General features: G+C 39.5%; 24 protein-coding genes and 1 riboswitch. Of the genes, 13 read left to right on the top strand and 11 right to left on the bottom strand.

Annotation, left to right across the window (positions count from 1 at the left end; genetic code table 11):
- Positions 1–179 precede the first annotated feature (179 nt).
- Both HMPREF3263_RS08310 and xthA read right to left on the bottom strand, forming a co-directional pair.
- Positions 180–953, bottom strand: a complete 774-nt coding sequence (locus HMPREF3263_RS08310; protein WP_005697627.1) for a TIGR01619 family protein — start codon at positions 951–953, stop codon at positions 180–182.
- A 9-nt stretch (positions 954–962) separates the two neighbouring features.
- On the bottom strand, positions 963–1,766 hold the full coding sequence (gene xthA / locus HMPREF3263_RS08305; protein ID WP_005697619.1) for an exodeoxyribonuclease III: 804 nt from the start codon (positions 1,764–1,766) through the stop codon (positions 963–965).
- A 232-nt stretch (positions 1,767–1,998) separates the two neighbouring features.
- On the opposite strand from xthA, the gene HMPREF3263_RS08300 reads away from it, so the two are divergent.
- Positions 1,999–3,309 carry a cation:proton antiporter gene (locus tag HMPREF3263_RS08300; protein ID WP_005697618.1) on the top strand — a complete coding sequence of 437 codons (1,311 nt, stop codon included), beginning with the start codon at positions 1,999–2,001 and terminating at the stop codon, positions 3,307–3,309.
- A gap of 10 nt (positions 3,310–3,319) precedes the next feature.
- On the opposite strand, the gene HMPREF3263_RS08295 is transcribed toward HMPREF3263_RS08300, so the two are convergent.
- Complete coding sequence (locus tag HMPREF3263_RS08295; protein WP_005697646.1) at positions 3,320–3,997, bottom strand: TIGR01621 family pseudouridine synthase; 678 nt, start codon at positions 3,995–3,997, stop codon at positions 3,320–3,322.
- Between the two features lie 18 nt (positions 3,998–4,015).
- Between HMPREF3263_RS08295 and cls the strand changes: the two genes are divergently transcribed.
- Positions 4,016–5,476, top strand: coding sequence for a cardiolipin synthase (cls, locus tag HMPREF3263_RS08290; RefSeq protein ID WP_049370459.1), 1,461 nt, complete (start codon positions 4,016–4,018; stop codon positions 5,474–5,476).
- A 61-nt stretch (positions 5,477–5,537) separates the two neighbouring features.
- Here the strand turns inward: cls and HMPREF3263_RS08285 are convergent, their stop codons facing one another.
- A complete protein-coding gene (locus HMPREF3263_RS08285; protein WP_005696292.1) occupies positions 5,538–7,058 on the bottom strand; it encodes a Na+/H+ antiporter NhaC family protein in 1,521 nt (506 codons plus the stop codon).
- A gap of 60 nt (positions 7,059–7,118) precedes the next feature.
- Positions 7,119–7,296, bottom strand: a riboswitch (Lysine riboswitch).
- Positions 7,297–7,592: 296 nt separating this feature from the next.
- Between HMPREF3263_RS08285 and HMPREF3263_RS08280 the strand changes: the two genes are divergently transcribed.
- The 3 genes from HMPREF3263_RS08280 to aroA all read left to right on the top strand — a co-directional run bounded on the left by HMPREF3263_RS08280 (position 7,593) and on the right by aroA (position 10,203).
- Complete coding sequence (locus HMPREF3263_RS08280; RefSeq protein WP_049366998.1) at positions 7,593–7,997, top strand: H-NS family histone-like protein; 405 nt, start codon at positions 7,593–7,595, stop codon at positions 7,995–7,997.
- Between the two features lie 71 nt (positions 7,998–8,068).
- The gene (gene purU / locus HMPREF3263_RS08275) at positions 8,069–8,905 is read left to right on the top strand and encodes a formyltetrahydrofolate deformylase (RefSeq protein ID WP_049366999.1); all 837 of its coding nucleotides are present in this window, start codon (positions 8,069–8,071) and stop codon (positions 8,903–8,905) included.
- Complete coding sequence (aroA, locus tag HMPREF3263_RS08270; protein ID WP_005697638.1) at positions 8,905–10,203, top strand: 3-phosphoshikimate 1-carboxyvinyltransferase; 1,299 nt, start codon at positions 8,905–8,907, stop codon at positions 10,201–10,203. The genes purU and aroA overlap by 1 nt, the downstream gene beginning before the upstream one ends.
- An 82-nt stretch (positions 10,204–10,285) precedes the next feature.
- Here the strand turns inward: aroA and HMPREF3263_RS08265 are convergent, their stop codons facing one another.
- Together HMPREF3263_RS08265 and folE are read right to left on the bottom strand one after the other, a co-directional pair.
- Positions 10,286–11,461 carry a multidrug effflux MFS transporter gene (locus HMPREF3263_RS08265; protein ID WP_005697599.1) on the bottom strand — a complete coding sequence of 392 codons (1,176 nt, stop codon included), beginning with the start codon at positions 11,459–11,461 and terminating at the stop codon, positions 10,286–10,288.
- A gap of 108 nt (positions 11,462–11,569) precedes the next feature.
- A complete protein-coding gene (folE, locus tag HMPREF3263_RS08260) occupies positions 11,570–12,226 on the bottom strand; it encodes a GTP cyclohydrolase I FolE (protein WP_005697616.1) in 657 nt (218 codons plus the stop codon).
- Between the two features lie 155 nt (positions 12,227–12,381).
- Between folE and moeA the strand changes: the two genes are divergently transcribed.
- The 4 genes from moeA (at position 12,382) to yedF (ending at position 16,419) form a co-directional block, all read left to right on the top strand.
- Positions 12,382–13,599 (top strand): molybdopterin molybdotransferase MoeA, encoded by a 1,218-nt coding sequence (moeA, locus tag HMPREF3263_RS08255; protein WP_005697625.1) that lies wholly within the window; start codon positions 12,382–12,384, stop codon positions 13,597–13,599.
- On the top strand, positions 13,599–14,321 hold the full coding sequence (gene moeB / locus HMPREF3263_RS08250) for a molybdopterin-synthase adenylyltransferase MoeB (protein WP_005697635.1): 723 nt from the start codon (positions 13,599–13,601) through the stop codon (positions 14,319–14,321). The genes moeA and moeB overlap by 1 nt, the downstream gene beginning before the upstream one ends.
- Positions 14,322–14,885: 564 nt before the next feature.
- Positions 14,886–16,109 carry a selenium metabolism membrane protein YedE/FdhT gene (gene yedE / locus HMPREF3263_RS08245; protein WP_005697669.1) on the top strand — a complete coding sequence of 408 codons (1,224 nt, stop codon included), beginning with the start codon at positions 14,886–14,888 and terminating at the stop codon, positions 16,107–16,109.
- A 40-nt stretch (positions 16,110–16,149) separates the two neighbouring features.
- Positions 16,150–16,419, top strand: coding sequence for a sulfurtransferase-like selenium metabolism protein YedF (gene yedF, locus HMPREF3263_RS08240; RefSeq protein ID WP_005696304.1), 270 nt, complete (start codon positions 16,150–16,152; stop codon positions 16,417–16,419).
- Between the two features lie 104 nt (positions 16,420–16,523).
- Here the strand turns inward: yedF and HMPREF3263_RS08235 are convergent, their stop codons facing one another.
- The 5 genes from HMPREF3263_RS08235 to rsmI all read right to left on the bottom strand — a co-directional run bounded on the left by HMPREF3263_RS08235 (position 16,524) and on the right by rsmI (position 23,098).
- Positions 16,524–17,363 carry a hypothetical protein gene (locus HMPREF3263_RS08235; protein WP_005697243.1) on the bottom strand — a complete coding sequence of 280 codons (840 nt, stop codon included), beginning with the start codon at positions 17,361–17,363 and terminating at the stop codon, positions 16,524–16,526.
- Positions 17,364–17,481: 118 nt separating this feature from the next.
- A complete protein-coding gene (gene pntB, locus HMPREF3263_RS08230) occupies positions 17,482–18,861 on the bottom strand; it encodes a Re/Si-specific NAD(P)(+) transhydrogenase subunit beta (protein ID WP_005697267.1) in 1,380 nt (459 codons plus the stop codon).
- A gap of 10 nt (positions 18,862–18,871) precedes the next feature.
- Positions 18,872–20,413: a Re/Si-specific NAD(P)(+) transhydrogenase subunit alpha gene (pntA, locus tag HMPREF3263_RS08225; RefSeq protein WP_070853194.1), complete on the bottom strand. Its 1,542-nt coding sequence runs from the start codon at positions 20,411–20,413 to the stop codon at positions 18,872–18,874.
- A gap of 307 nt (positions 20,414–20,720) precedes the next feature.
- Positions 20,721–22,169 carry a metalloprotease TldD gene (gene tldD / locus HMPREF3263_RS08220; RefSeq protein WP_070853193.1) on the bottom strand — a complete coding sequence of 483 codons (1,449 nt, stop codon included), beginning with the start codon at positions 22,167–22,169 and terminating at the stop codon, positions 20,721–20,723.
- A gap of 80 nt (positions 22,170–22,249) precedes the next feature.
- Positions 22,250–23,098, bottom strand: a complete 849-nt coding sequence (gene rsmI / locus HMPREF3263_RS08215; RefSeq protein ID WP_070853192.1) for a 16S rRNA (cytidine(1402)-2'-O)-methyltransferase — start codon at positions 23,096–23,098, stop codon at positions 22,250–22,252.
- Positions 23,099–23,167: 69 nt separating this feature from the next.
- Between rsmI and HMPREF3263_RS08210 the strand changes: the two genes are divergently transcribed.
- The 4 genes from HMPREF3263_RS08210 to dolP all read left to right on the top strand — a co-directional run bounded on the left by HMPREF3263_RS08210 (position 23,168) and on the right by dolP (position 26,515).
- Complete coding sequence (locus HMPREF3263_RS08210) at positions 23,168–24,889, top strand: penicillin-binding protein activator (RefSeq protein WP_070853191.1); 1,722 nt, start codon at positions 23,168–23,170, stop codon at positions 24,887–24,889.
- Between the two features lie 3 nt (positions 24,890–24,892).
- Positions 24,893–25,252, top strand: a complete 360-nt coding sequence (locus HMPREF3263_RS08205) for a YraN family protein (protein ID WP_070853190.1) — start codon at positions 24,893–24,895, stop codon at positions 25,250–25,252.
- A gap of 12 nt (positions 25,253–25,264) precedes the next feature.
- Positions 25,265–25,849 (top strand): D-sedoheptulose-7-phosphate isomerase, encoded by a 585-nt coding sequence (locus HMPREF3263_RS08200; protein WP_049365806.1) that lies wholly within the window; start codon positions 25,265–25,267, stop codon positions 25,847–25,849.
- 84 nt (positions 25,850–25,933) lie between these two features.
- Positions 25,934–26,515 carry a division/outer membrane stress-associated lipid-binding lipoprotein gene (dolP, locus tag HMPREF3263_RS08195; RefSeq protein ID WP_070853189.1) on the top strand — a complete coding sequence of 194 codons (582 nt, stop codon included), beginning with the start codon at positions 25,934–25,936 and terminating at the stop codon, positions 26,513–26,515.
- Positions 26,516–26,637: the final 122 nt, after the last annotated feature.

The raw sequence follows: 26,637 nt of genomic DNA, 5'->3' as shown, positions 1-26,637 counted from the left end.
AGGTTCGAGTCCCGCAGGAGGAGCCAAATTTCTCTTTTGGTTTAGCTTTCGTTTGTCTCCTTTTACGAATCCTAAATTTGTAGCCAAAAGAATTTAAGCCCATCGTGTTGATGGGCTTTATTTTTATCTAATCTATACTGATTTAATGAATTATCTGGCTAATTTAATGAATTATCTGGCTAATTTAATGATGATCTGTCATCCATTAAATTATCACATTCCCAGCCAATATAGTCGCCAGAAAACTCCATAGCTAATTTTTCAAAGCGCTCTACCCACTCGAAGATCTCATTACTGTCTAATGAAAGCTCTTGCTCCAATTTCACCATAAAGTAAGGCGTTTCATCTTCTTCAGTTTGAATAGCTTGGCTAGAATATTTCAAGGTATTGAAAGATACTTTTCCAAGTGTTAGTTCATCCATAAAGGGGAACATTTTTTCTTCTTCATCAAAATGGAAAGTATGCTCAATCAAATAAGTATCACTTAAATTACGCCCTTTGCTGTTCAGCATACTCAAAATCTCTTCCGTCGCATTTAATTTCATTTCCAATGGTGAAGCCAATAAGAAATCGAAATAAGTATCCCAATTAGGATCATCCTGCACATTGATTTCTGAGACAAAATCGAGTTGCTGAAGGGTTTCTTTAAGCAAAGCATCGTGTTCACAATAGAAATGCATTTTTGCCTGATGGTTGCAAATAAAATGCCCTGCAAAGAATACATTTGGAAGTGCGGTCAATTGTGCAAGGATTTTAAAAAGGCGATTAATCAATTTTTCATATTCGTCTTCATTCGGTAAACCATCCTCATCCCCCAGATAAGGCACGGTAAATTGCACAACCTTACTGAGATGTTTACCATGGTAAACATCTAAATCTTCAATATTTGCGGTAAACACGGCAGGCATGCCATTCACTTGCGAACGGTAATTCTGCCAATTTGCCATATCCATGCTGCTTTCCTATTTAAACTCTGCCCAGATTGGTGCGTGATCTGACGGTTTTTCCATCGCACGAATATCCAATGCAATACCGACATCCACGCAACGCTCTACTAATTGATGATTGGCTAAAATATGATCGATACGTAATCCACGGTTGTCATCGAAACCTTTTGAGCGATAATCAAACCACGAGAACTTGTCATTGACTGTTGGGTTTAATTTGCGGAACGTGTCTTCCAATCCATAATCATATAAGCGTTGATACCATTCACGCTCTTCGGGTAAGAATGAACATTTACCGGTACGTAACCAACGTTTGCGGTTTTCATCGCCAATACCAATATCTAAATCACTTGGACTGATATTCATATCACCCATAATTAAAACTGGATTAGCTTTATCGTGATCTTGCTCTAAATAACGTTGAAGATCCGCATAAAATTTTTCTTTTGCCGGAAACTTCGTTTCATGAGCACGACTTTCTCCTTGTGGGAAATAGCCATTAATTACCGTTAACAAACCAAACGGAGTTTCTAAATCCGCCATAATAATACGTTTTTGCGCATCTTCATTATCCGTTGGAAAACCACCTCGCACGGCTTTTGGTTCTTTTTTAGTTAACAGGGCGACACCATAATGACCTTTTTGTCCATGGTGAAAAACGTGGTAACCCAAATTATCAGTAATTGTATAAGGAAAATCTTCATCCGCTACTTTGATTTCTTGTAAACCAATCACATCCGGTTGGTATTTTTCAATAATTGCTTCAAGTTGATGAGGGCGAGCACGTAAACCATTAATATTAAAAGAGATAAATTTCATTTTTGTTCCTAATTTAAAAAATTGAGTCTATTATACAAAATAATTGAAATCTTAACCGCACTTTTCCTCTTGTAACGGAAGAAGTTACGTCTATTAATGTAATTACTCTTCAGTTGCAATCAAATAAATTTTATCCTTCTTTCTCATTAAAACTTTTCCTAGAAACGCACTTTATAAATAAAAGTAACTTGCTTATACTTACAATGTTTTTATTACTCACTCGGATCATTTTATGAATACTTATACTTACTTGTGTTTCCTTACCACAATAGCCATTCTTATTAGTTTTATCACCCGTAAGCTGAATGATAATATCCAATATACGATTGCTATCACAGCCACTTCAATGGCGGGATCACTATTTCTCGTTTTGCTAGGTTATTTCAACTGGTTTAATTTAGATGATATTGCAACTCGTGTTATTGAACGTATTGATTTTAAAGATTTCTTATTGAACGGGATTTTAGGCTTTTTACTCTTTGCCGGTGCCTTGGGCATTAAACTTCCAGTCTTAAACAATCAAAAATGGGAAATTACCACTTTCGCGCTGTTCTCAACGCTTGCTTCCACCTTTTTTATTGGTTTTCTACTTTATGGCGTTGCCTTACTTTTCAGCTGGCATATTGATTTAATTTACTGCATCTTATTTGGTGCCCTCATATCGCCTGATGACCCGATTGCCGTACTTGCCATTATCAAAAACTTAAAAGCACCAAAGCGCTTATCTATGCAAGTGGAAGGCGAATCACTTTTTAATGATGGGATTGGCTTGGTAATTTTCACTACGGTTTTTGCCGTCGCATTTGGCGGACATGAACCGACAGCAAGCGGCATTCTCCATTTATTTTTTAAAGAAGCTTTAGGTGGGATTGCATTTGGATTGGTTTTAGGTCTCTTCGCCCATTATCTGATTTCAGCCACCGATGATGGTTCATTAGAAATTCTTTTGACCTTAATCGTACCCACTGCGGGCTTTATGCTTGCTAATCTCTTACACGTCTCAGGGGCATTAGCGATGGTTGTCGCCGGGATTTTAATCGGGAATTGGACAAGATACACCGGCTTTTCTCAACAAAGCCAACGCTATTTAGATCACTTTTGGGAAATGATCGATCACTTTCTCAATTCCTTACTCTTCATCTTGATCGGTTTAGCAATTTTATTAATTCATGTGTCTTGGCAAGGGTTAATCTTAATTTTCCTTGCTATTCCAGTGTGCTTAATCTGTCGCTATGTAAGTGTTTGGTTGCCATTCCAAGTCATGAAACGCTACCGTAAATACAACCCTTACACCATGAAAGTGCTCACTTGGGGCGCCTTACGAGGCGGATTAGCTCTGGCTATGGCACTTTCTATTCCAAGTGGTCAATTTTATATTGAAGGATTAGAAATGGATGTTCGCGATCTTATTTTAGGTATGACGTATGCAGTAGTGGCATTCTCAATTCTCGTGCAAGGCATGACAATTGAAACCTTAATTCGTAAATCAAAAGAAGCTACCATGCGTGAACGTGGCTATACAGGTATCGGATTAGCGAAATAATCAATAAAGTTTATATCGTTGGCTCAGTGTTTACTGAGCCAAATTTTTGAATCTGAGACATGACACCGTCAAGATGCCACCACTCCCCTTCTTTAGGAAGAGTAAACACATCAAATGCCTGACCTTTAAATTCAAATTGCAATCTTGCAGCGTGCAAATAAGTGCGGTCAATATTTTCAGTGTTTTTACCATAAAGCAGATCCCCTAAAATTGGGCTCCCTAAGCTTTTCATCGCAACACGCAATTGATGGGTTTTACCGGTTTGTGGCTTTAAGATAAATAACCGTAAATTAGGCTCACAACTTACACTTTCAAAACGCGTAATTGCGGGGTTTTCTTTCGATTGGCAAAGTTTCCAAGCTCCATTACGAGCCTTTTGCATATCGCCGACAATCAATCCTTGTTTCTTTTTGGGCTTTTGATTGCTGAGTGCAAGGTAAGTCTTTTGGATATGGTGTTCAGAAAAAAGTCGGAAAAATTCAGCTGCACTTTCGGCATTTAGTGCCAAAATAAGTAAACCTGATGTCACTTTATCTAATCGATGAACAAGCCAAACTTGTGGCACGCCAAGCTGCTCGGCAAGCAAAGTGGTTAAACCAATTTCGCTTTGATCTTTATGCACGCTCAACCCACAAGGCTTGTAAATAATGATAAAATCATCGGTCTGATAAACAATGTCTAATTTCATAAGTGCGGTTAAAAATTAATGAATTTTGAACATATTATACTGGTTTATATTATTCCCGTGTTAATTTGGGTGGCAGTTATTTCTGTCACCTTGCGTTTGCTCGTCAAAAAACAAGCGGTTTCTGCTACGTTGTCATGGCTGATGATTATCTATCTTGTGCCACTGATTGGCGTTATTGCTTATTTAATTTTTGGTGAGATAAAACTCGGTACTCGACGAGCCAAAGTATTTCAATCATTAAAACCTAAATATACACAATGGCTTCAGCAACTGTCTGGGCAAAAAGATCTGGTCGCACATTCCCAGGATCCTCGTTATCGTGCCTTATTTAAACTAGTCCACCATCGCTTAGGTATTCCAAACATTCGAGGTAATGAATTACATATTCTTGATACACCAGAAAGCATCATCCGAAGTATCATTCGTGATATTCAACAAGCACATCATTCCATTAATATGGTGTTCTATATTTGGAGCAATGATGGCATGATTAATGAAGTGAAACAAGCCTTAGAGGAAGCCGTGCAACGTGGAGTTAAAGTTTGTCTTTTACTCGATTCCGTTGGCAGTAATGCTTTTTTGAAAAGCCCTGTTTGTAAAGAAATGCGAGAAAAAGGCATTGAAATTACCGAAGCGCTACATGTAAATTTATTCCGGATGTTCTTCAGCCGAATTGATTTACGTCAACATCGTAAAATCATCATCATTGATAATCAAATTGCCTATACAGGTAGTATGAATATGGTAGATCCGAATTTCTTCAAGCAAGATAGCAACGTAGGCAATTGGATAGACGTGATGGTGCGAATCAACGGTCCTGTTTCGCCAATTTTAAATAGCTTACATGCTTGGGATTGGGAAATTGAAACGACAGAAGAATTACCCCTGTTATTACCAAATTACCCGCTCGTGGAAATTGATGATAATGACACCCATTCTGTGCAAGTCATTGCGAGCGGTCCTGCGTTCCCAGATGACTTAATTGCGCAATCTCTTGCAACAGTTATTTATGCGGCAAAAGAAAGCATTGTGATCACATCACCTTACTTTGTGCCAAGTCACAATATTGCTGAAGCATTACGTATTGCCGCATTCCGTGGTGTTGATATCACGCTTATTTTACCTAAAAACAATGACTCCTTGATGGTTCGTTGGGCGAGTCGAACATTCTTTGATGATTTACTCGAAGCTGGCGTCAAAATTTATCATTTTGAAGCAGGGCTTCTGCATACTAAAAGTGTGTTAATCGATAATAAACTTGCACTCGTTGGTACAGTAAATATGGATTTACGTAGCTTCTTGCTTAACTTTGAAATCACTGTTGCTGTAGAAGATCGTAATTTTGCCAATGAAGTCGCTACACTTCATGAAAATTATTTAGCGAATTCTTCTGCACTCAATATGCAAGAATGGATCAATCGTCCTTTCTATCATCGAATCATAGAGCGGTTATTTTTCTTGTTTAGTCCATTACTCTAATTTTCACAATAAATACAAGAAGGGCGTACATAAGTACGCCCTTTCTTTTTATCTTTTATGATTAACGTTTTTTCACGATAAACACCAAAGCTACTAAAACAGCTGCTGTTGTCACAAATCCAGCTAAACCAGATTCTGTAAAGCCAACCACAATGTAGCCCACAGCACTTGCTGTCGCAACAGTTGCCGCATAAGGTAATTGTGTCGTGACGTGATCCATGTGGTTACATTTTGCTCCAGTTGATGACAGAATCGTTGTATCCGAAACCGGTGAACAGTGGTCGCCACATACCGCGCCAGCCATGACGGCAGATAGGCAAGGAAGTAATAACTCTGGAGCAGAGTTGGTCGCCATTGCAGCTGCGATTGGTAACATAATGCCAAATGTCCCCCAACTTGTCCCGGTTGAGAATGCCATTGCTGAACCAAGGATAAATAAAATCACAGGTAAAAATTGAACAGGAATACTGCCACTCACTAAAGAAGATAAGTATTTACCGGTTTGTGCATCACCCACCACTTTATTGATTGTCCACGCAAAGAATAGGATTGCAATTGCACCTAACATAGATTTAATACCGGCAATCCACGCCTTTCCGTATTCTTGTAAAGAAACTTGACGCTCAAGAATAATCAATAATGTTGACATAGCAACCGCACTTGAACCACCAACAACAAGCGAAATACCTACTGTTGTATTTTCAAATGCACCTAAGAGGCTAAATGGTTTTCCATCTGCCGCTAAAGCCTCACTACCCGTATGAATCATCATGAAAACAGTGACGGTAATTAAGACTAAAATCGGTAAAATTAAGTTGCGAACTTTACCTTTCACACCTTCAATGACTTCTTCTTTATAATCTCGCTCCATAGCTAATTTTTCATGACGTGCCATTGATGCAATATCAAAGGAGAAATAAGCCACAAAGAACACCATCAATAATGAGAAAATCGCATAGTAGTTCATTGAACTCATGGCAACGAATGCCCCCATCGGTGTATAAGAGGTAATAGAATATGTCGCCAATAGACCTGCCACGAGTGTAATAATGTATGCACCCCAGCTTGATACCGGCATCATGACACACATTGGTGCAGCAGTGGAGTCAAGGATATACGCTAATTTAGCACGAGAAACTTTAAAACGATCGGTTACTGGACGTGCAATGGCACCCACTGCAAGACTATGGAAATAATCATCAATAAAGGTTACAAACACTAAAGATGCCGCTAATAATTTCGCACCACGACGACCTTTAATTTTATTTTGTGCCCACTCAGCAAATGCACGGTTGCTGCCTGATACGGTTAAAAGTGCGGTCAATACGCCAAGTAAAACTAAGAAAAAGACGATATTCATATTTGAATTCATGCCTTCTTCGCTACTATAAACTAATGCCACAACATTATCTTTTAAATAAATAAGTGCATTCAATGGGTTGAAATCAACCAACATTAACGCACCGACAATAATCCCTGCACTGAGGGAGACCAAAACCCGACGAGTTGCAATTGCTAAAATAATCGCAAGTAATGCGGGTATAATTGAATAAATAGATGAAGAATAATCGACTAGTTCCATTAAGTTATACCTAATAATTTAATGGAGACAACGGCAAGAAAAGACACAATGATGACCAGACCGAACCGTAGCGCTCCATAGTTAACACACAAAAACTATGACAGTCACGTTCCTTTCGAAGACGTGACCAACCGAATAAGATGACGCCTATTCGATTTCGGCAATCATTCCTTTCCTTTCCCTTCAACGCTATCCACTCTAGGAAAATACTTATAATGACCGCACCTCTACTGTTGTATAGGATGTGGAAAGATTACATTAAAACGAATAACATTACCAATAAAATCTTATCATCTTAGATAAAATTTTCTTTTTTTCAAAAAAGTTACATGTATTGTTAACATTTTATGAACTATTATTACAATAAATACTCAATTACAAAGTAGGGAATATTTATCGTTATTGTCATAATGAAGTCTGACCAATTAATTTTGAGTTTTAATTGCAAGGTTTAATATTTACCTAACTTCTACTTTTCGTTATTATAGCTAACAGAGATAAATTAAATATTCACACATCATATAGGGGTTATTTATGAATGAATTGACAAAAGGTTTAACAAATCTTCGAAGTTTACGTGCTGCGGTACGTGATTTAACATTAGAGCAAGCAGAGAGCTCACTTTTAAAATTACAAACTGCAATTGAAGAAAAGCGTGCTCAAGCCGCGGAAATTGAACAAGCAGAACAAGAACGTCGAGCACGTATTGCAAAATATAAAGAATTAATTAAACAAGAAGGCATCACTGCTGAAGAATTAACTGCAATTATTGGTGCTGCACCTTCTTCAATTCGTAAAAAACGTGAACCTCGTCCAGCAAAATACAAATATACTGATGAAACTGGTCAAGAGAGAACATGGACTGGCCAAGGTCGTACACCTCGTGTGATTCAAAAGGCCTTAGATAAAGGTGTTTCTTTAGCTTCTTTTGAAATCTAATTTTATTATCGACTATGTAGAACCCATTTTTATGGGTTCTCTTTTTTTATTTACCTGGCAAAACATTCATTATGTTAGAAAAGAAAATATTACTGACCGACTGTCCTGATGATAAAGGCTTAATCGCTAAAATCACCAACATTTGTTACAAACATCAATTAAATATCCTCCACAATAATGAGTTCGTTGATTTTGAAACGAAACATTTCTTTATGCGTACTGAATTGGAAGGCATTTTTAATGAAGAAACCTTGTTAGCTGACTTAAATTATAGTTTGCCGGCTGGGACAAATTGCCACCTAATCAGCGCAAAACGTAAACGTATCGTGATTTTAGTCACCAAAGAAGCACACTGCTTAGGTGATATTTTAATGAAAAATTATTACGGTGCGTTAGACGTAGAAATTGCGGCAGTAATTGGAAATCACGATAATTTACGCGAATTAGTTGAACGCTTTGATATTCCATTCCATTGTGTCAGCCATGAAGGACTCACGCGCGTGGAACACGATAAATTGCTCGCTGAAAAAATTGATGAATATGCACCTGATTATATTGTTTTAGCTAAATATATGCGTGTATTAAATCCTGAATTCGTGGCGCGTTATCCAAATCGTGTGATTAATATTCACCATTCATTCTTACCCGCATTTATTGGGGCAAAACCTTATCAACAAGCCTATGAGCGCGGCGTAAAAATCATTGGTGCAACGGCTCACTTTATTAATAATGAATTAGATCAAGGCCCGATCATCATGCAAAACGTGATTAACGTAGACCACACCTACTCTGCCGATGCCATGATGCGTGCAGGCCGTGATGTCGAAAAAACCGTATTAAGCCGTGCACTCGATCTTGCCTTACACGATCGTATTTTTGTCTATAAAAACAAAACGGTGGTCTTGTAATGAAAGCTATCACCTTAGAGCCGATTTCCCGTATTGAAGGTGAAATCAACTTACCGGGTTCGAAAAGTTTATCGAACCGTGCATTATTATTAGCGGCATTAGCTAAAGGCACCACAACGGTTACTAACTTGTTAGACAGTGATGACATTCGTCATATGCTAAATGCCCTTAAAACTTTAGGGGTTAATTACCAGCTTTCTGAAGACAAAACTTGCTGTGAAGTTGAAGGCTTAGGTGGTGCATTTCAGGTTGAAAATGGCTTGTCGCTGTTTCTCGGTAATGCCGGTACAGCCATGCGTCCTTTAACGGCTGCGCTTTGTTTAAAAGGTAACACTGAAGGCGAAGTCATTTTGACCGGTGAGCCTCGAATGAAAGAACGCCCAATCAAACATTTAGTTGATGCACTTCTTCAAGCGGGGGCTAATGTTCGTTATTTAGAAAATGACGGTTACCCACCAGTTGCGATTCGTAATCAAGGGATTAAAGGTGGCGTGATTACAATTGACGGTTCAATTTCTTCTCAATTTTTGACCGCACTTTTAATGGCAGCGCCTCTTGCTGAAGGCGATTTAGATATCCATATTGTGGGTGATTTAGTTTCAAAACCTTATATTGATATCACCCTCGCGATGATGAAAGATTTTGGTATTTCAGTTGAAAATCAACATTATCAAGTGTTTAAGGTGAAAGGTAACCAATCCTATGTCTCACCTAGCAAATATATGGTAGAAGGTGATGCTTCATCCGCCTCTTATTTCCTTGCCGCTGCCGCGATTAAAGGCAACGTAAAAGTGACGGGAATTGGTAAGCATTCCATTCAAGGCGACCGCCTATTTGCCGATGTGCTAGAAAAAATGGGCGCAAAAATCACTTGGGGTGATGATTTTATTCAAGCAGAACAAGCTGAACTCCATGGCATTGATATGGATATGAACCACATTCCTGATGCCGCCATGACGATTGCTACAACTGCCTTATTTGCAAAGGGTGAAACCGTTATTCGCAATATTTATAACTGGCGAGTGAAAGAGACCGATCGCCTTGCCGCTATGGCGACTGAATTACGAAAAGTCGGTGCAGAAGTTGAAGAAGGTGAAGATTTTATTCGCATTCAACCGCTTGCTCTTTCTCAATTTAAGCATGCTGAAATTGAGACCTATAACGATCATCGTATGGCAATGTGCTTTGCGTTGATTGCGTTATCGGATACCCCCGTCACGATTTTAGATCCCAAATGTACGGCTAAAACGTTCCCAACATTCTTCGATGAATTTGAGAAGTTAAGTATTCGAAACTAATTGCTAAAATAACAAAAGGCGAACCTATTGAAGTTCGCCTTTTTCTTTTTTAAAACACTGTCAAAAATGACCGCACTTTTCACTACTTTGCTGAATTTGGAATTTTATGACGAATCGCCCAATAAATAGCTAAAGCTAATATACCACAGGCTAAAATCACTAAAGCGGTTGAATAGAAAATATTGCCGATACCTACTAACGGAGATACTACACCACCTAAAAAGAAAGGTGCAAAACCTAACAACGCAGATGCACTACCTGCATATTGACGTTCACTTTCCATGGCTAAAGAAGAAATAGCCGGGAAAGCAACGCCCATTAATAACAACATAGTAAAGAAACCAATTTCAACAAATAACCAGTGTGGCTGAATAATTAATACGGCAATGGTATAAAGTGCATCCACCACAAAAGCAAAAACACCAATCGCTAAAGCCTTACGATTTGGCAATTTACCGCCAACATTTGCCCCGATAACTAACGCCGCCCCATTTGCACCAAAACATAAACTAAAGATAAATGCACTTAACCCGTAGAAACTTTGAAAAATAAATGGCGAAGCCGCAATATAGGCGAACATGGAACCAAGCAAGAAACTTTGAATTCCTACATAGCTCATAAATAAGCGATTTTTGATAATCACACCAAACGTCAAAAAGGTGGAAAATATTGAACCTTGTAAGCGATTTTCGACATTCAAACTTTCTTTTAAACGGAAACAGAAAAGCAAAACAATCACCCCAATCAAAGCAAGGAAAAGAAATACGCCTTTCCAACTGATGTATTCCAACAATAAACTACCAAGGATTGGTGAAATAATTGGGGCGAGTCCGTTAATTGTCATTAATAAACCAAAGAAACGAGTCATTTCACGTCCACGATAAAGATCCGTTGCGACTGCACGAGAAATAACCACACTTCCTGCTGAAGAAAGTCCTTGAATCACACGTAGGACAATCATCGCTTCAATATTTGGTGCATAAACGATTAAGGCCGTGCTGATAATATAAATCACCAATGAAATAATAAGCGGAATTTTTCGCCCAAATTTGTCGCTAAGAGGCCCTAAAAGTAACTGTCCTACCGCCAGACCAATCATAGCTGTGGTAAGAGTAAGTTGTGTCATTGAGGCACTTGTTTCAAAAAAACTCGCGAGTTGTGGCAATGAAGGTAAATAAAGATCCACCACAAACGGTCCAAATGCTGAAAGGACACCGAGTAATAAAACAAGAAAAAGTTTTGAATTTGCTTTCGCCATGAAAATCCTCAAGAAAAATAAAAATCGAAATAAAAATGAAAGGGCAGATTTTAACTTATATCAGTACAATTAATAAACAAAAAAGCACCGAATACTCGGTGCTTTTTGTTATTTCTGAATAGAAGATAAAAATTCTTTACGAGTTTCGCGATCTTCTAAAAAGGCCCCACCATAGGCTGATGTCACTGTATAACTGTGAGTATCTTTTACCCCGCGCGCTTTCACACAAAAATGCGTCGCTTTCACATAAACGGCTACATCATCAGTTTCTAAAATGGTTTGAAATGCTGTTAAAAGCTGTTCGGTTAAACGCTCTTGTACTTGTGGGCGTTGCGCAAAAAACGCCACAATGCGATTGATTTTAGACAAGCCAATTACCCAATCTTTTGGATAATATGCAACGGCGACATTGCCATCAATCGTCACAAAATGATGTTCACAAGTACTGGTCAACGTGATGTCATTCACTTGCACCATTTCGCTCACTTTCATTTGGTTTTTGATTTTCGTCATTTTCGGGAAATTGGCGTAGTCCATTCCACTGAAAATTTCATCAATAAACATTTTAGCTAAACGACTTGGCGTTTCTTCTAAGCTATCATCACGCAGATCTAACCCAATCAATTTCATCACTTCACGCATATGCGAAGCAATCGCCGTACGGCGCTCATCTTTACATTGAGTCAGATCAATCATTGGTGTTTCGATGCCTTTGGCTACCAAGGCTCGGCGGACATTTTCCGCATCAGGTGAAATCGCGTCCATTCACTTTCCATTTATAAAAAAATAATGCGACATTTTAACAAAAGATGAATTATTCGTAAAATGCGAAAAATCACCCTAATTTATTAATTTCCTTCATATTGTATTTCGGGCTACAATATATCCACTTTTATTTCGCTTAACCCAAAGGATTGATTATGTTGCCACTTGAAGATGCCTTGGCGCAAATGCTCAACCAACTTCCCTTCCCAACAAAAACTGAAACACTGGCTTTAACTGAAGCCGCAGATCGAGTGTGTGCGGAAGATGTGATTTCTCCGATTAACGTGCCTTCTTTTGATAATTCCGCGATGGACGGTTATGCGGTTCGTTTAGCTGATTTACAGCAATCTATGACACTTTCTGTTGCGGGAAAATCCTTTGCGGGTAATCCGTTTCAAGGGGAATGGGTAGAGCAAAGTGCGGTCAGAATTATGACGGGTGCAATGATTCCTGAAGGTGCTGATGCGGTAGTGATGCAAGAAGATGTCACCGTCAATGAAGATGGTTCTGTTACCTTTTCTACCTTACCTAAAGCCAATCAAAATATTCGCCGCATTGGTGAAGATGTAAAAAAAGGCGATGTGGTATTACATCAAGGCGATGAGTTAAATGCCGTATCTTTACCTTTACTTGCTTCATTAGGCATTCCTGAAGTCAAAGCTTATCCTCGCTTAAAAGTGGCTGTGCTTTCAACCGGTGACGAATTAGTTCCTGTCGGCCAACCGTTACAAGCGGGACAAATTTACGATACCAACCGTTTCACCGTGAAATTAATGCTAGAAAAATTAAATTGTGATGTGCTCGACTTTGGTATTCTGCCTGATAACCAAGCCGAATTTGAAGCGGCTTTTGTGAAAGCACAAGCGCAAGCTGATCTTGTTATCACGAGCGGTGGCGTTTCGGTGGGTGAAGCTGACTTCACTAAAACTGTTTTAGAAAAAGTCGGTCAAGTGAACTTCTGGAAAATCGCAATGAAACCCGGCAAGCCATTTGCTTTCGGTAAATTAGAAAATGCTTGGTTCTGCGGTTTACCTGGCAATCCCGTTTCTGCATTAGTGACATTCTATCAATTAGTTCAACCGGCTATCGCCAAATTAAGCGGTAAAAAACACCCGAAAAAACAACCGCACTTTCAAGCGATTGCCCAAACTAATTTGAAAAAATCACCAGGACGTTTAGATTTCCAACGTGGTTTCTATCAAATCAATGAAAATGGTCAACTCGAAGTGCAACCTGTGGGTTTCCAAGGCTCGCATTTATTCAGTTCTTTTGTGAAAAGTAACTGTTTTATTCGCCTCGAAAAAGATCGCGGCAATGTCGCTGCGGGCGAAATCGTCACCATTGAACCGTTTAATCACCTATTGGGGCAATAATGGCTGAATTAAGCTACGAAGAAGAACTGCGTTATAATCGCCAAATTATCTTAAAAGCGGTCGATTTTGACGGACAAGAAAAGCTGAAAGACAGCCGAATGTTAATTGTCGGCCTGGGCGGTTTAGGCTGTGCTGCAAGCCAATATCTTGCAGCCGCTGGCGTGGGTCATTTAACCTTATTGGATTTCGACACCGTATCGCTTTCTAATTTGCAACGTCAGGTGTTGCATACCGATAGCCGATTAAATATGCCTAAAGTGGAATCGGCAAAAATTGCGTTACAACAGATTAATCCTCACGTCGAAATTGAAACCATCAATGCACAACTTTCCGAAGAAAAACTCGCGGAAATCATACCGCACTTTGATGTGGTACTCGATTGTACCGATAACGTGGATATTCGTAATGCGCTCGATCGTGGTTGTGAGAAAGCGAAGATTCCGCTAATTTCAGGTGCGGCGATTCGTTTAGAAGGACAAGTTTCTGTCTTTACTTACGAACCCCATACGCCAACCTATCGCCAACTCAGCCAACTTTTTGGACAAAATGTTTTAAGTTGTGTAGAAGCAGGCGTACTGGCGCCAATTGTAGGGATTGTGGGTTCAATTCAAGCCTTAGAAGCGCTCAAAGTGCGGTTAAAAATCGGTTCAAATTTATGTGGACGCTTGTTGTTGATCGATGGATTAACCATGCGTATCCGAGAAATGAAATTGCCTGTTTAACTTTCTCTTAACATTTGGGCTGATATAAAGTTTATCTAAACGAATCATTATGATGACTTATCATTGAAAAAAACTATGGGTAATATTATCTTTGAATGTTTTTTCCGTTTATTTTTTGAAGGATTATTTGAATTTCTATTCAATAAATATCCCAAATTAAGTTGGAGATTATGGTGTGCATTTTCCCTACTATTTGGTTTATATTTCTTTACCTTCCTTAATATAGACAAGTCTACTTGGATAATTTGTTTATTAGCCATCATTTCAGGTGGGCTTACGATGCTTATTAGTATAGCCTTCGTTTTTTTAATTGAAAAATTGATATTGAGGGAAAAATAAGTGCTATAAATTGACTTTATTCTTCCATCTTAACGCGCAAATTATCCAAAATAATTATCTCTTCCCTCGTGCATTACTAAAAAACAAATGTTATTATTTTGCTCGACAATTCATTTGTCTTATATCGCAAGTTTTGTGTATAGGAAAATGGCAGACACTTCAAAAATCTCTTCATTTTATACCGCACTTGCAAATCATTATTTCAGTTTAAGGATTAACTCACTCATGAAAGAGATTTTGCAACAATTCAAACAAAATTATCTGATTAAATACTGGAATCCTGTTGCCGCAGTTATTGCTGCGGGGCTCATTTCAGCTTATTACTTTGGGGTAACTGGCACTTATTGGGCGGTTACGGGGGAATTTACCCGTTGGGGCGGTCATGCTTTACAAGCACTAGGCATCGATGTGTCCGACTGGAGCTATTATAAAATTATCGGTATGCAAGGTACGATCTTCACCCGTATTGATGGCGTGATGATTTTAGGTATGTTCGCGGGTTGTATTTCTGCCGCACTTTGGGCAAACAACGTAAAATGGCGTAATCAACCACACAAACGTCGTATTGTTCAAGCCCTCATTGGTGGTGCATTAGCGGGGTTTGGTGCACGTTTAGCGATGGGTTGTAACCTTGCATCTCTCTTCACCGGTATTCCACAATTTTCTGTCCACGCTTGGTTCTTCACGATTGCGACAGCCATTGGCACTTACGCGGGGGTAAAAGTCACCTTACTTCCGATATTTCGCGTGAAATTAGAATTGAAAAAAGGCGCGGCAAAATTACAAGAAACGGATCCCAAACAAGCGACTCGTCGTTTTTGGATTGGTATGATGGTCTTTTTTGCTTACCTAATTGCTTCACTTTATGTGATGACAAACTCCATCAAACTGGGTTTTGCGATGCTTTGTGGATTAGCTTTCGGCTTATTAATTGAACGTGCTCAAATCTGTTTTACTTCTGCCTTTCGTGATTTATGGGTAACGGGCCGTGCTTATATGGCAAAAGCCATCATCTTCGGTATTCTTGTGGGTACGCTTGGCGTATTCAGCTACATTCAATTAGGCGTGCCAGCCAAAATCATGTGGGCGGGTCCAAATGCAATTATCGGTGGTTTATTATTTGGCTTCGGTATTGTGTTAGCCGGCGGATGTGAAACCGGTTGGATGTATCGTTCAATGGAAGGCCAAGTTCACTTTATGTGGGTAGGCGTGGGTAATGTTGTTGGCTCAACCTATTTAGCCTACGCATGGGACGATCTTGCCCCTGTGCTTGCGTTAGATTACGAAAAACTTAACTTATTGAAATCCTTTGGCCCTGTTGGCGGTTTATTAGTGAATTACGGCTTGCTTATTGTTTGCTTAATCGCTGTCGTTTGGTGGGAACGCCACTTCTTGAAAAAAGCCAAAGCAAAAATTGCGGCAGTGAATCCACAAGCTTGTGGTTGCTAATTAAATATTAACGAATTCATTCAAAAAAGAGGATATTATTATGGCATTTACCGTTGTTCAAAAATTAGATAAAGATCCAAAAGACATCACCCCAGATTACACGTTAGATACGCTAGGTGAACCTTGCCCATATCCAGCGATCGTGATGCTCGAAACCATGCCACAATTACAAAAAGGCGAAATTTTAGAGCTATTAAGTGACTGTGCCCAATCTATCAACAACATTCCTGTTGATACGAAAAACCACGGTTACACACTATTAAGCGTAGAACAAGATGGCACCAAATTACGCTATTTGATTCAACGTTAATGTAAAAAAGTGCGGTCAATTTTGACCGCACTTTTATATTTTTTTAGTAAGACACATCGGATAAAAAACAACCCCATTTTTACTGTCAGCGCTTATATTGAATCCTATTCATAATACTCATATTGATAAGTCTTTTTGGTTTTCCATGCCCCATCTTTGTTATAGATTATCTCTTCAATAACATTGCCATGTTTATCAAATTGGTATGATACGGTTACCCAGTTGATGCGTTTTCCAACACTAAAAATTTCACTTTTTAATAAGCGATGATCTTTATCAAAATAATTTTTCACACTATTGATAAAAACGTTTAAAGATTCGGTAAATGAACCATCATTTTCGTAATGATAAGTATCACAATCCCTTTCTACATTATTTTCAATACGGCATATTTTACTCAGTTTACCATTTTCATAATCGTATTTTTTTATATCTGATGTTGTTTTATTCTCTACATCATACTCTTGAGTTTTGAGCAAAGTACCCGCTTTATCATAAAAACGTTCTTTATATGATGATGAAAAATCAGGTATGTTCTTATATTCTACAAACTGCACGACACCACTACCATCTGGGTTATCTACATAACGATAAAATGCGCTAAAAGTTTTCAGCTCAGGATTGGTTTCAGTTACATTGTCATCTTGAATTTCCAATAATCGATTCTGAGCATCATACTTATAGTGACGCATTGTGATTTTTTCTTTGTCAAAAAGAACGCCCTGCTCCTTTTCTTTAATTAAAAAACCTTGTTCATTATAGAAGACATCCAGATAACTTATACTTCGATTATCTGGTAAGGCTGAATTACCTTCTTCCTTAGATTTAATTGATTTCACTTTTCCTTGTAAGTGATGCTTTGCCCAATCATTCTCAATTGGAAATAGTGCTAAAGTAGAAGTTGAAAAAGAAAAAAGGAATAGAAAAAGGATGTGCTTATTCATGAAAATCTCTAAAAAAATAAAATGCTGAATGATTTTAAATAATTATGAGAAAAACTCAATAGACAAAAAACCGCACTTTAATCTCTCAAAGTGCGGTCAGTTTTACTTCAGTTTTTGCTTATTTGTTTAATGCAGTAAGAATGTCATCAACACGTTCTTTTGCATCACCAAAGAGCATTTGAGTGTTTTCTTTGAAGAATAATGGGTTTTGAACGCCTGCGTAACCTACCGCCATAGAGCGTTTGAATACGATAACGTTTTGAGCTTTCCATACTTCTAACACTGGCATACCTGCGATTGGGCTGTTTGGATCTTCCATTGCAGCTGGGTTTACAGTGTCATTTGCACCGATCACCAATACCACATCAGTATCCGCGAAATCGTCATTGATTTCATCCATTTCAAGCACGATGTCATAAGGCACTTTCGCTTCCGCTAAAAGTACGTTCATATGACCCGGTAAACGACCTGCAACAGGGTGAATACCAAAACGCACGTTAATGCCACGCTCACGCAATTTCGCCGTAATCTCAGCTACTGGATATTGCGCTTGTGCTACCGCCATACCATATCCTGGCGTGATGATCACAGAGCTTGCATTTTTAAGTAATTCAGCCACTTCTTCTGCAGTCGTTTCACGGTGTTCACCTTGTTCTTCATCAGAAGATACTTGAACATCATTACCAAAACCACCTGCGATAACGCTGATAAATGAGCGGTTCATCGCTTTACACATAATGTAAGAAAGAATCGCACCAGAAGAACCCACTAATGCACCGGTGACGATAAGCAAGTCATTGCTCAACATGAAACCCGCTGCAGCCGCTGCCCAACCAGAATAAGAGTTAAGCATTGAAACCACAACCGGCATATCCGCACCACCAATAGATGCCACTAGGTGCCAACCGAATGCAAGTGCAATCGCTGTCATGAGTAACACTGGGAAGATACTATCTGGATTATTTAAGAAGGCTATCATCAATAAAGCAGATACTACTAACGCTGCTAAATTTAATTTATGGCGATGTGGCAACATTAACGCTTTTGAATTGATTTTGCCGCTTAATTTACCGAATGCGACGATAGAACCCGTGAATGTTACCGCACCGATGAAGATCCCTAAGAATACTTCAACGTTATGGATATTCATTAACACAGGGTCAGTTTCGAGTGTTAAGCCGTAGCTGTTAAAGCCTACGAGCACTGCTGCTAAACCTACAAAGCTGTGAAGGATCGCAACGAGTTCAGGCATTTCAGTCATTTCAACTTTTAATGCGCGTTGAACACCAATCACGCCACCGATGATCATCGCAATAATGATCCATAATGTACCTTCTGATTGCGGGCCGAAAATGGTTGCAACAAGGGCTATTGTCATACCGACAATACCATACCAACAACCAGCTTTTGCCGTTTCATGTTTAGAAAGACCGGCTAAGCTCATAATGAAAAGTAATGCAGCGATAATATAGGCTGCTTGTACTAAACCTTCAGACATCGTCTTCTCCTTAACCTTTTCTAAACATCGCCAACATACGTTGGGTTACACGGAAACCACCAAAGATGTTGATGCTTGCCACCAAGATTGCCACAAAGGCTAATGCATCAATAAAGAAGTTGCCTGTTGGTTGTCTAATTTGTAGTAATGCACCCACAATGATGATACCTGAAATCGCATTGGTTACCGCCATAAGTGGAGTGTGTAAAGCGTGGCTAACGTTCCAAACCACGTAGTAACCGACTACACAAGCCAATACGAATACGGTGAAGTGAGAAAGGAATGCAGCAGGCGCCACAGACGCAAGCCAGAGGAATAACACACCTACACCTGCCATCACACCGTATTTGATGCGAGGATCTGCTGGTTTTTCCTCCTCTTTTTTAACCGCACTTTGTGCTGCTTTCGCATCTTGTTTTGGTTGTGCTGACACTTGGATTTGCGCTGGTGGAATTTCTTCACCATCACGAACCACTGTCACACCGCGTAATACCACATCTTCAAAATCGATATTGATCTTGCCGTCTTTTTCTTTACAAAGTAGTTTTAATAAATTAACTAAGTTTGTACCGTAAAGTTGGGAAGATTGTGTTGGTAAACGGCTTGGGAAATCGGTGTAACCAATCACTTTCACTTGGTTCTCAGTGGTGACCACTTTGCCAGCTTCAGTGTAAGCACAGTTACCGCCTGTTGCTGCGGCTAAGTCCACCACCACAGAACCCGGTTTCATGGAATCAACCATTTCTTTTGTGATTAAGCGAGGGGCTGGTTTACCCGGAATCGCTGCAGTGGTAATAATGATATCCACTTCTTTCGCTTGTTCCGCATAAAGCTCCATCGCACGACGGTTAAATTCTTCTGACATTACTTTCGCGTAACCATCGCCACTACCGCCTTCTTCTTTGAAATCAATTTCTAAGAAAGACGCGCCCATACTTTGTACTTGTTCTTTTACTTCAGGACGAGAGTCAAAAGCACGTACAATCGCTCCAAGGCTATTCGCTGCACCAATAGCAGCAAGACCTGCAACACCCGCACCAATAACTAACACTTTTGCCGGTGGTACTTTACCTGCTGCAGTAATTTGTCCGGTGAAGAAACTACCAAATTCATGAGCTGCTTCAATCACCGCACGATAACCAGAAATATTCGCCATAGAGCTTAATGCGTCAAGCGCTTGTGCACGGGAAATACGTGGCACAGAATCCATCGCTAATACATTAATTTTTTTCGACGTGAGTTTTTTCATTAAATCCGGATTTTGTGCGCGCCAAATGAAGCTCACAAGTGTTGCACCTTCCTTCATTTGATCAATTTCTGCATCCGTTGGTGGATTCACTTTAAAAATCACATCCGAATGCCACACTTCTGAACTTGAGCCAATTTTTGCGCCGGCGTCGATAAATGCTTGGTCTTCAAAACTTGCTTTGAATCCCGCATCGTGTTCTACGATGACGTCAAAGCCCAGTTTTAAGATCTGCTGAACCGTTTTTGGCGTCGCCGCCACACGATTTTCGCTATCAAGCAGTTCTCTAGGTACACCAATTAACATAAATGTTTCCCTCTGGTTGATGAAATTTCAGACAAACTCACGCCTGTCCCTGTCTCTTAAATGACAAAAAGTCATGCGACGGTAAATGTATCACTTATTAAGGTTATTTGGGGAATTTTTTTAACTGGTTTTACAAGATATTGTGATAGGGATCATAAAAGAATCGAGATAAATGTGAGCTGTGTTTAACTTTTAACCTAACGCAATGATTATTCATCAGAAACTGACTAATCAAAAATAGATAAAAAACAGACCGCACTTAGATACGAAGGAAATAAAAAGCCCGATATGATTATCGGGCTTATGTTTAATTGGTTCCACCAACGGTGATTTCATCTATTTTCAAGGCTGGCTGACCAACGCCGACCGGCACGCTTTGGCCATCTTTGCCGCATACACCAATACCAAGATCTAAATCGGTTTTATCTGCGACCATGGAAACTTTTTGCATCACATCGATACCGCTACCAATCAACGTTGCACCTTTAACGGGTTTCGTGATTTTACCTTTTTCAATGAGATAAGCTTCAGAAGTTGAGAACACAAATTTACCTGAGGTAATATCCACTTGCCCACCACCAAAGTGCGGTGCATAAATACCGCGATCCACAGAAGCAATTAAATCGTCAAATTTGCTTTGCCCCGCTAACATATAGGTATTCGTCATTCGAGGCATTGGTAAATGCGCATAAGATTCACGACGGCCATTCCCCGTTGGTTTCACGCCCATTAATCGTGCATTGAGTTTATCTTGCATGTAGCCTTGCAAAATTCCATCTTTGATTAAAACGTTACACTGACTTGGTACACCTTCATCATCAATGGTTAAAGAACCACGGCGGTTTTGTAATGTACCGTCATCCACAATCGTACATAATGGCGACGTCACTAACTCACCAATTTTACCCGTAAATAAGGAACTTTCTTTACGGTTGAAATCCCCTTCTAAACCGTGTCCTACTGCTTCATGAAGCAACACACCGGGCCAGCCGGCTCCCAATACCACCGGCATTAATCCTGCTGGTGCCGCGACTGCACTTAGATTCACAAGAGCTTGACGAACGGCTTCTTTTGCAAAATTAACGGCACGAATATCCCCATTTACTACTTCAAAGAACCAATCTAAGCCAAAGCGTCCACCTGAACCACAACTACCCCGCTCACGTTTACCATCTTCTTCCACGAGAACCGAAATGGATAAACGCACAAGCGGGCGAATATCTGCGGCAAGTGTACCATCTGTTGCGACCACTAATACTTCTTCATAAATTGAACTTAATGCAGCTGAGACACGAGTGACACGAGGATCTTCAGCTCGAGCCGTGCGATCCACGAGGTGCAATAACTCGATCTTTTTCTCTTTGCTTAAACTTTCTAACGGATTAATCGCCGCATAACGCTGAACTGCATTCACCGCATTAAATGCTTGAGGCGAAATTAAATTGCCTTCTTTAATTTGTGCGATACCTTTTACGGCCTCTGCACATTGTTGTAATGACGCTAAATTGATTTGGTCAGAATACGCAAAGCCTGTTTTCTCGCCAGAAACTGCGCGTACACCAACACCGCGATCAATATGAAAGCCACCTTCTTTAATAATGCTGTCTTCTAATACCCAGCTTTCATCTTGGCTTAATTGAAAATAAAGATCTGCATAATCAATATGACGATGTGACATCACATCAAAAATATTAAGCAATGATTGATGAGATAAATTGCTTGGTGCAAGTAAGGTATCTGAAACCTGTTTTAACATTTGTTCTCCGAAATTTATAAAAATTAATTCTGCTAAATCTCCCCTCGCCCCTCTTTGCTAAATAGGGGGATAGTTTTTGACTAACCTAAATTATCCAATCCAAATTGGTATAAGGCATTTTTCTTATAACCATAAAGTTCTGCCACAATCGCCGCAGCCTTTTTTAAAGGAAGTTCTTTAGCAATCAAAGTGAGTGCTTTAATTGCCTGTGGTGAAAATTCGTCACTATCTTCTGATTTTGGTTTACCTTCCACAATTAACACCATCTCACCTTTCGTGCGATTCGGATCTTCACTTAACCATTGACGAAGATCACTTAATTTATCTCCTGCAATGGTTTCCCACGTTTTCGTAATTTCACGGGCAAGCACAACATAACGATCACCCCCTAATACATCTTGCATATCAGCAAGGGTATCTAAAATACGGTGGGTTGATTCATAGAAGATTAAAGTGCGGCCTTCTTCCGCAACGTTTTCTAACTTATCCTTACGCGCTTTGGTTTTCGCAGGTAAAAAACCTTCAAAGCAAAAACGGTCAGATGCGATGCCCGATGCACATAATGCCGTAATTGCCGCACAAGCACCGGGTAGTGGCACCACTTTAATGCCTGCCTCACGACATTGACGCACCAAATGAAAACCTGGATCGCTAATTAAAGGGGTTCCCGCATCTGAAATTAATGCAATATTCGTACCTTGTTTTAGCTTTTCTACCAAAATATGAGCTTTTTCTTGTTCATTGTGATCATGCAAAGCGAAAAAAGGCTTTTTGATACCATAATGACTAAGCAATAAACCACTGTGGCGCGTATCTTCCGCGGCAATTAAATCCACTTGCGAAAAAGTCTCTAAAGCACGTTGTGTAATATCTTGTAAATTCCCGATTGGCGTAGCGACAATATATAAAATTCCGGTTAAATCATTCATTTTTGTTTGCTTTTACATTGTGAGATAAGTAAGATCGCCCATTATTGATTTATTCATTATGGAGCGAATATGTCTATTCTATTACAAGGCGGTCGTTTTAAAAAACGTTTAATGCCAATTTTATTGTCTGTTGCGTTAGCAGGTTGTTCTAACTTATTTGGCAGCAGCTTTACCCAAACATTACAGCGTGATGCCAATGCGAGTTCTGAATTTTATATAAACAAATTAGGGCAAACACAGGATAAAGAAGATCAACAAACTTACAAACTCTTAGCGGCGCGTGTATTAATTTCTGAAAATAAAGTACCCCAAGCGGAAGAGCTATTAACGGAGTTAGTTGACTTAAACGAAGCACAACAATTAGATCGTACGTTAATTGAAGCCCACATCGCCGCAGCAAAAGGCAATAATGATGTTGCTGAAGGTAAATTGCGTGCACTCGATCTGACTAAATTAAGTCCATCACAAAAATCTCGTTATTACGAAACCTTTGCTCAAACAGCTGAAAATCGTAAAGACGTGATTGAAGCGGTGAAAGCGCGTATCAAAATGGATGAAAACTTAACAGACATGCAACGTCGTAAAGATAATGTTGATAAAACTTGGTCGTTACTCCGTTCTGCAAATACTGCTGTTATCAATAATGCCTCAGATGAAGGTAGCGTGGCATTAGGCGGTTGGCTTGCCTTAATTAAAGCCTATAATGACAATATTCGTCAGCCGGTACAATTAAGTCAAGCGTTACAAAGCTGGAAATCCGCTTATCCAAATCACGTTGCGTCAACCTTTTTCCCTAAAGAGCTAGAAAGCTTGTTGAATTTCCAACAAACGAATTTAGCTCAAATTGGTTTAGTCTTACCTTTAAGCGGTGATGGCCAAATTTTAGGTACAACGATTCAATCAGGTTTCAATGATGCAAAAGGTGATTCAACCATTCCAGTACAAGTGTTTGACTCATCAACGACCCCGATTAATGACATTCTTGCACAAGCAAAAGCATCGGGTATTAAAGCGTTAGTAGGTCCATTACTTAAACAAAACGTCGATGCCATCATTGCGAATCCAAGTGCTGTGCAAGGCATGGATGTACTCACATTAAATGCCACAGCAAATACACAAGCGATTAACAAAGTCTGTTATTACGGTTTATCGCCGGAAGATGAAGCAGAATCTGCGGCGAACAAAATGTGGAAAGATGGTGTTCGTAACCCAATTGTGGCAATGCCGCAAAATGATTTAGGACAACGTGTGGGTAATGCGTTCAACGTACGTTGGCAACGTTTAGCAGGTACAGATGCGAATATTCGCTACTATAACTTACCGGCTGATATTACCTACTTCTTCCAAGGTGCGCCGCAAGATACAAGTGCACTTTATGTCATCTCTTCACCAGATGAATTGGCTGAAATCAAAGGTTATTTAGATACCAGCAATCCGAATGTCCGTATCTATGCAAGCTCTCGTTCTAACGCGGCAAGTAATACACCGGAATACTATGCAAAAATGAATGGCGTTCAATTTAGCGATATTCCATTCTTTAAACAAAGCGATTCTTCACAATATCAAAAAGTGGCTGGCTCAACCGGTGGTGAATTCCAATTAATGCGTTTATATGCAATGGGTTCTGATGCATGGTTGCTCATCAATCACTTTAATGAATTACGCCAAGTACCAGGTTATACCTTAAGCGGTTTAACCGGTCAGCTTAGCGCGGATTCAAACTGTGATGTGGACCGCGATATGACATGGTATCAAGTACAAGATGGTAACGTGGTAGCGGTTGCGAACTAATCCATGTTTTCATTAAAACGTCAACAAGGGGCGGGCTTTGAACATCAAGCCCGCCTTTTCTTAGAGGCTAAGGGGCTTAAATTCATCGCAGCGAATCAACATTTTAAATGCGGTGAATTAGATCTCATTATGCAAGACGGGCAAACCATTGTATTTGTTGAAGTTCGTCAACGATCCAGCTCAGCATTCGGATCCGCTGTTGAAAGTGTGGATTGGCAAAAGCAACAAAAATGGCTAAATGCCGCAAATTTATGGCTTGCCCAACGCAACCTAAGCCTTGAAGATGCGGATTGTCGTTTTGATCTTATCGCCTTTGGAAAAACCGCCAGTGATATCCAATGGATTCCTAATTTTCTCGATTAACCTTTTCCGATTATGTTACAAAAAGTTAAAGATATTTATAGCGAAAGTATTCAGATTCAAATCTCTGCTTCGAGTCTATTATCAGAAAATATTGCAACAGCCACACAAATGGTGATGCAATGTTTGTTAAGTGGTCATAAAGTGATTGCCTGTGGTGTCGCTCGCTCTTACGCGAATGCGCAATTCTTAGTGTCAAATTTGCTTAATCGTTATGATTTTGAGCGCCCTAGTTTGCCATCCGTACACCTTAGCCTTGAAAGTGCGGTCGGTTCTTCACTGGTTTTTGATCAACCTATCGATCAACTGTATCAGCATCAATTTAACGCTATCGCGAAGCCTGGCGATTTATTGATCGCCTTTGCGCCGCTTGGAACAGAAAAAGCGGTACTGAATACGATTGCGAATGCCGTCAACAAAGAAATTCAGGTCATTGCCTTAACCGGTGCAAACAATGATGCGATTCAAGGTGTATTAGCTGAAGCGGATTTAGAAATCTCTATTCCCGCGACGAAAGAAGCGCGCATTTTGGAAAATCATTTATTCGTCATAAATGCACTGTGTGAGCTTGTTGATAGCACGCTTTTCCCAAGAGCTTGACATTAAAGGCTTTTCCAACCAAACTATTTCTAAAATTAATTGACTAACTAGTTAACTCACTCATTTATAAAAAGGAGATTAATAATGAAATTAACCCCATTTAAAAAACTCGCCTTCGTACTTGGTGCATCGATTATGTTACAAGGCTGTGTGGCTGCAGTGCTTGGTGGTGCAGCGGCAGGCGCAAAAATTGCAACGGATCCTCGCACAATGGGTACGCAAGTCGATGATGAAACGTTAGAAGTAAAAGTTGAAAATGCATTAGATAAAGATGCACAAATTAAATCAGAAGGTCGTGTACATGCCGTTTCTTATAGCGGACGTGTATTATTAATTGGTCAAGTGCCGAGTGAAAGCGTCAAAGAAACCGCAACCAGTCTTGCAAAAGGCGTGGACGGTGTGAATGACGTCTATAATGAATTACGTGTAGGCAATAAAATTAACTTTGGTCAAATTACTAAAGACAGTTGGATTACCACACAAATCAAATCAAAACTCTTCGTTGGCGATAATGTAAAAGCCACAGATGTGAAAGTGATCACCGAAAATGGTGAAGTATTCTTACTGGGTAATGTGACTCAATCACAAGGTAACTCAGCCGCAGAAATTGCAAGTAAAGTTTCTGGTGTTCAAAAAGTCGTCAAAGTATTTAAATACTTGAATTAATTAAATTTTCGAACGTTGAAGTGCGGTCAAAAATCATCTCGTTTTTGACCGCACTTTTTTCTTTACAAAAATTTACAAAAAAGATCCCGCCTAAAAAAACATCACTTCAAAGATAAGTTATT

It is taken from the genome of Haemophilus sp. HMSC61B11 (assembly GCF_001838615.1).
GTDB lineage: Bacteria > Pseudomonadota > Gammaproteobacteria > Enterobacterales > Pasteurellaceae > Haemophilus_D > Haemophilus_D parainfluenzae_AD.
Note: the sequence above shows the minus strand (reverse complement) of the source record. Positions and strands in the feature narration are given on the sequence as shown.

Excerpts from the sequence above, each read along its gene's own strand:
- tldD (WP_070853193.1), bottom strand. The coding sequence starts at position 22,169 with ATGTTAAAACAGGTTTCAGATACCTTACTTGCACCAAGCAATTTATCT.
- pntA (WP_070853194.1), bottom strand. The coding sequence starts at position 20,413 with ATGTTAATTGGTGTACCTAGAGAACTGCTTGATAGCGAAAATCGTGTG.
- HMPREF3263_RS08200 (WP_049365806.1), top strand. The coding sequence starts at position 25,265 with ATGTTACAAAAAGTTAAAGATATTTATAGCGAAAGTATTCAGATTCAA.
- cls (WP_049370459.1), top strand. The coding sequence starts at position 4,016 with ATGAATTTTGAACATATTATACTGGTTTATATTATTCCCGTGTTAATT.
- pntB (WP_005697267.1), bottom strand. The coding sequence starts at position 18,861 with ATGTCTGAAGGTTTAGTACAAGCAGCCTATATTATCGCTGCATTACTT.
- HMPREF3263_RS08265 (WP_005697599.1), bottom strand. The coding sequence starts at position 11,461 with ATGGCGAAAGCAAATTCAAAACTTTTTCTTGTTTTATTACTCGGTGTC.
- purU (WP_049366999.1), top strand. The coding sequence starts at position 8,069 with ATGTTAGAAAAGAAAATATTACTGACCGACTGTCCTGATGATAAAGGC.
- yedF (WP_005696304.1), top strand. The coding sequence starts at position 16,150 with ATGGCATTTACCGTTGTTCAAAAATTAGATAAAGATCCAAAAGACATC.
- HMPREF3263_RS08300 (WP_005697618.1), top strand. The coding sequence starts at position 1,999 with ATGAATACTTATACTTACTTGTGTTTCCTTACCACAATAGCCATTCTT.
- aroA (WP_005697638.1), top strand. The coding sequence starts at position 8,905 with ATGAAAGCTATCACCTTAGAGCCGATTTCCCGTATTGAAGGTGAAATC.
- folE (WP_005697616.1), bottom strand. The coding sequence starts at position 12,226 with ATGGACGCGATTTCACCTGATGCGGAAAATGTCCGCCGAGCCTTGGTA.
- rsmI (WP_070853192.1), bottom strand. The coding sequence starts at position 23,098 with ATGAATGATTTAACCGGAATTTTATATATTGTCGCTACGCCAATCGGG.
- HMPREF3263_RS08295 (WP_005697646.1), bottom strand. The coding sequence starts at position 3,997 with ATGAAATTAGACATTGTTTATCAGACCGATGATTTTATCATTATTTAC.
- HMPREF3263_RS08280 (WP_049366998.1), top strand. The coding sequence starts at position 7,593 with ATGAATGAATTGACAAAAGGTTTAACAAATCTTCGAAGTTTACGTGCT.
- HMPREF3263_RS08235 (WP_005697243.1), bottom strand. The coding sequence starts at position 17,363 with ATGAATAAGCACATCCTTTTTCTATTCCTTTTTTCTTTTTCAACTTCT.
- xthA (WP_005697619.1), bottom strand. The coding sequence starts at position 1,766 with ATGAAATTTATCTCTTTTAATATTAATGGTTTACGTGCTCGCCCTCAT.
- HMPREF3263_RS08210 (WP_070853191.1), top strand. The coding sequence starts at position 23,168 with ATGTCTATTCTATTACAAGGCGGTCGTTTTAAAAAACGTTTAATGCCA.
- dolP (WP_070853189.1), top strand. The coding sequence starts at position 25,934 with ATGAAATTAACCCCATTTAAAAAACTCGCCTTCGTACTTGGTGCATCG.
- moeA (WP_005697625.1), top strand. The coding sequence starts at position 12,382 with ATGTTGCCACTTGAAGATGCCTTGGCGCAAATGCTCAACCAACTTCCC.
- moeB (WP_005697635.1), top strand. The coding sequence starts at position 13,599 with ATGGCTGAATTAAGCTACGAAGAAGAACTGCGTTATAATCGCCAAATT.
- HMPREF3263_RS08205 (WP_070853190.1), top strand. The coding sequence starts at position 24,893 with ATGTTTTCATTAAAACGTCAACAAGGGGCGGGCTTTGAACATCAAGCC.
- HMPREF3263_RS08310 (WP_005697627.1), bottom strand. The coding sequence starts at position 953 with ATGGATATGGCAAATTGGCAGAATTACCGTTCGCAAGTGAATGGCATG.
- HMPREF3263_RS08285 (WP_005696292.1), bottom strand. The coding sequence starts at position 7,058 with ATGGAACTAGTCGATTATTCTTCATCTATTTATTCAATTATACCCGCA.
- yedE (WP_005697669.1), top strand. The coding sequence starts at position 14,886 with ATGAAAGAGATTTTGCAACAATTCAAACAAAATTATCTGATTAAATAC.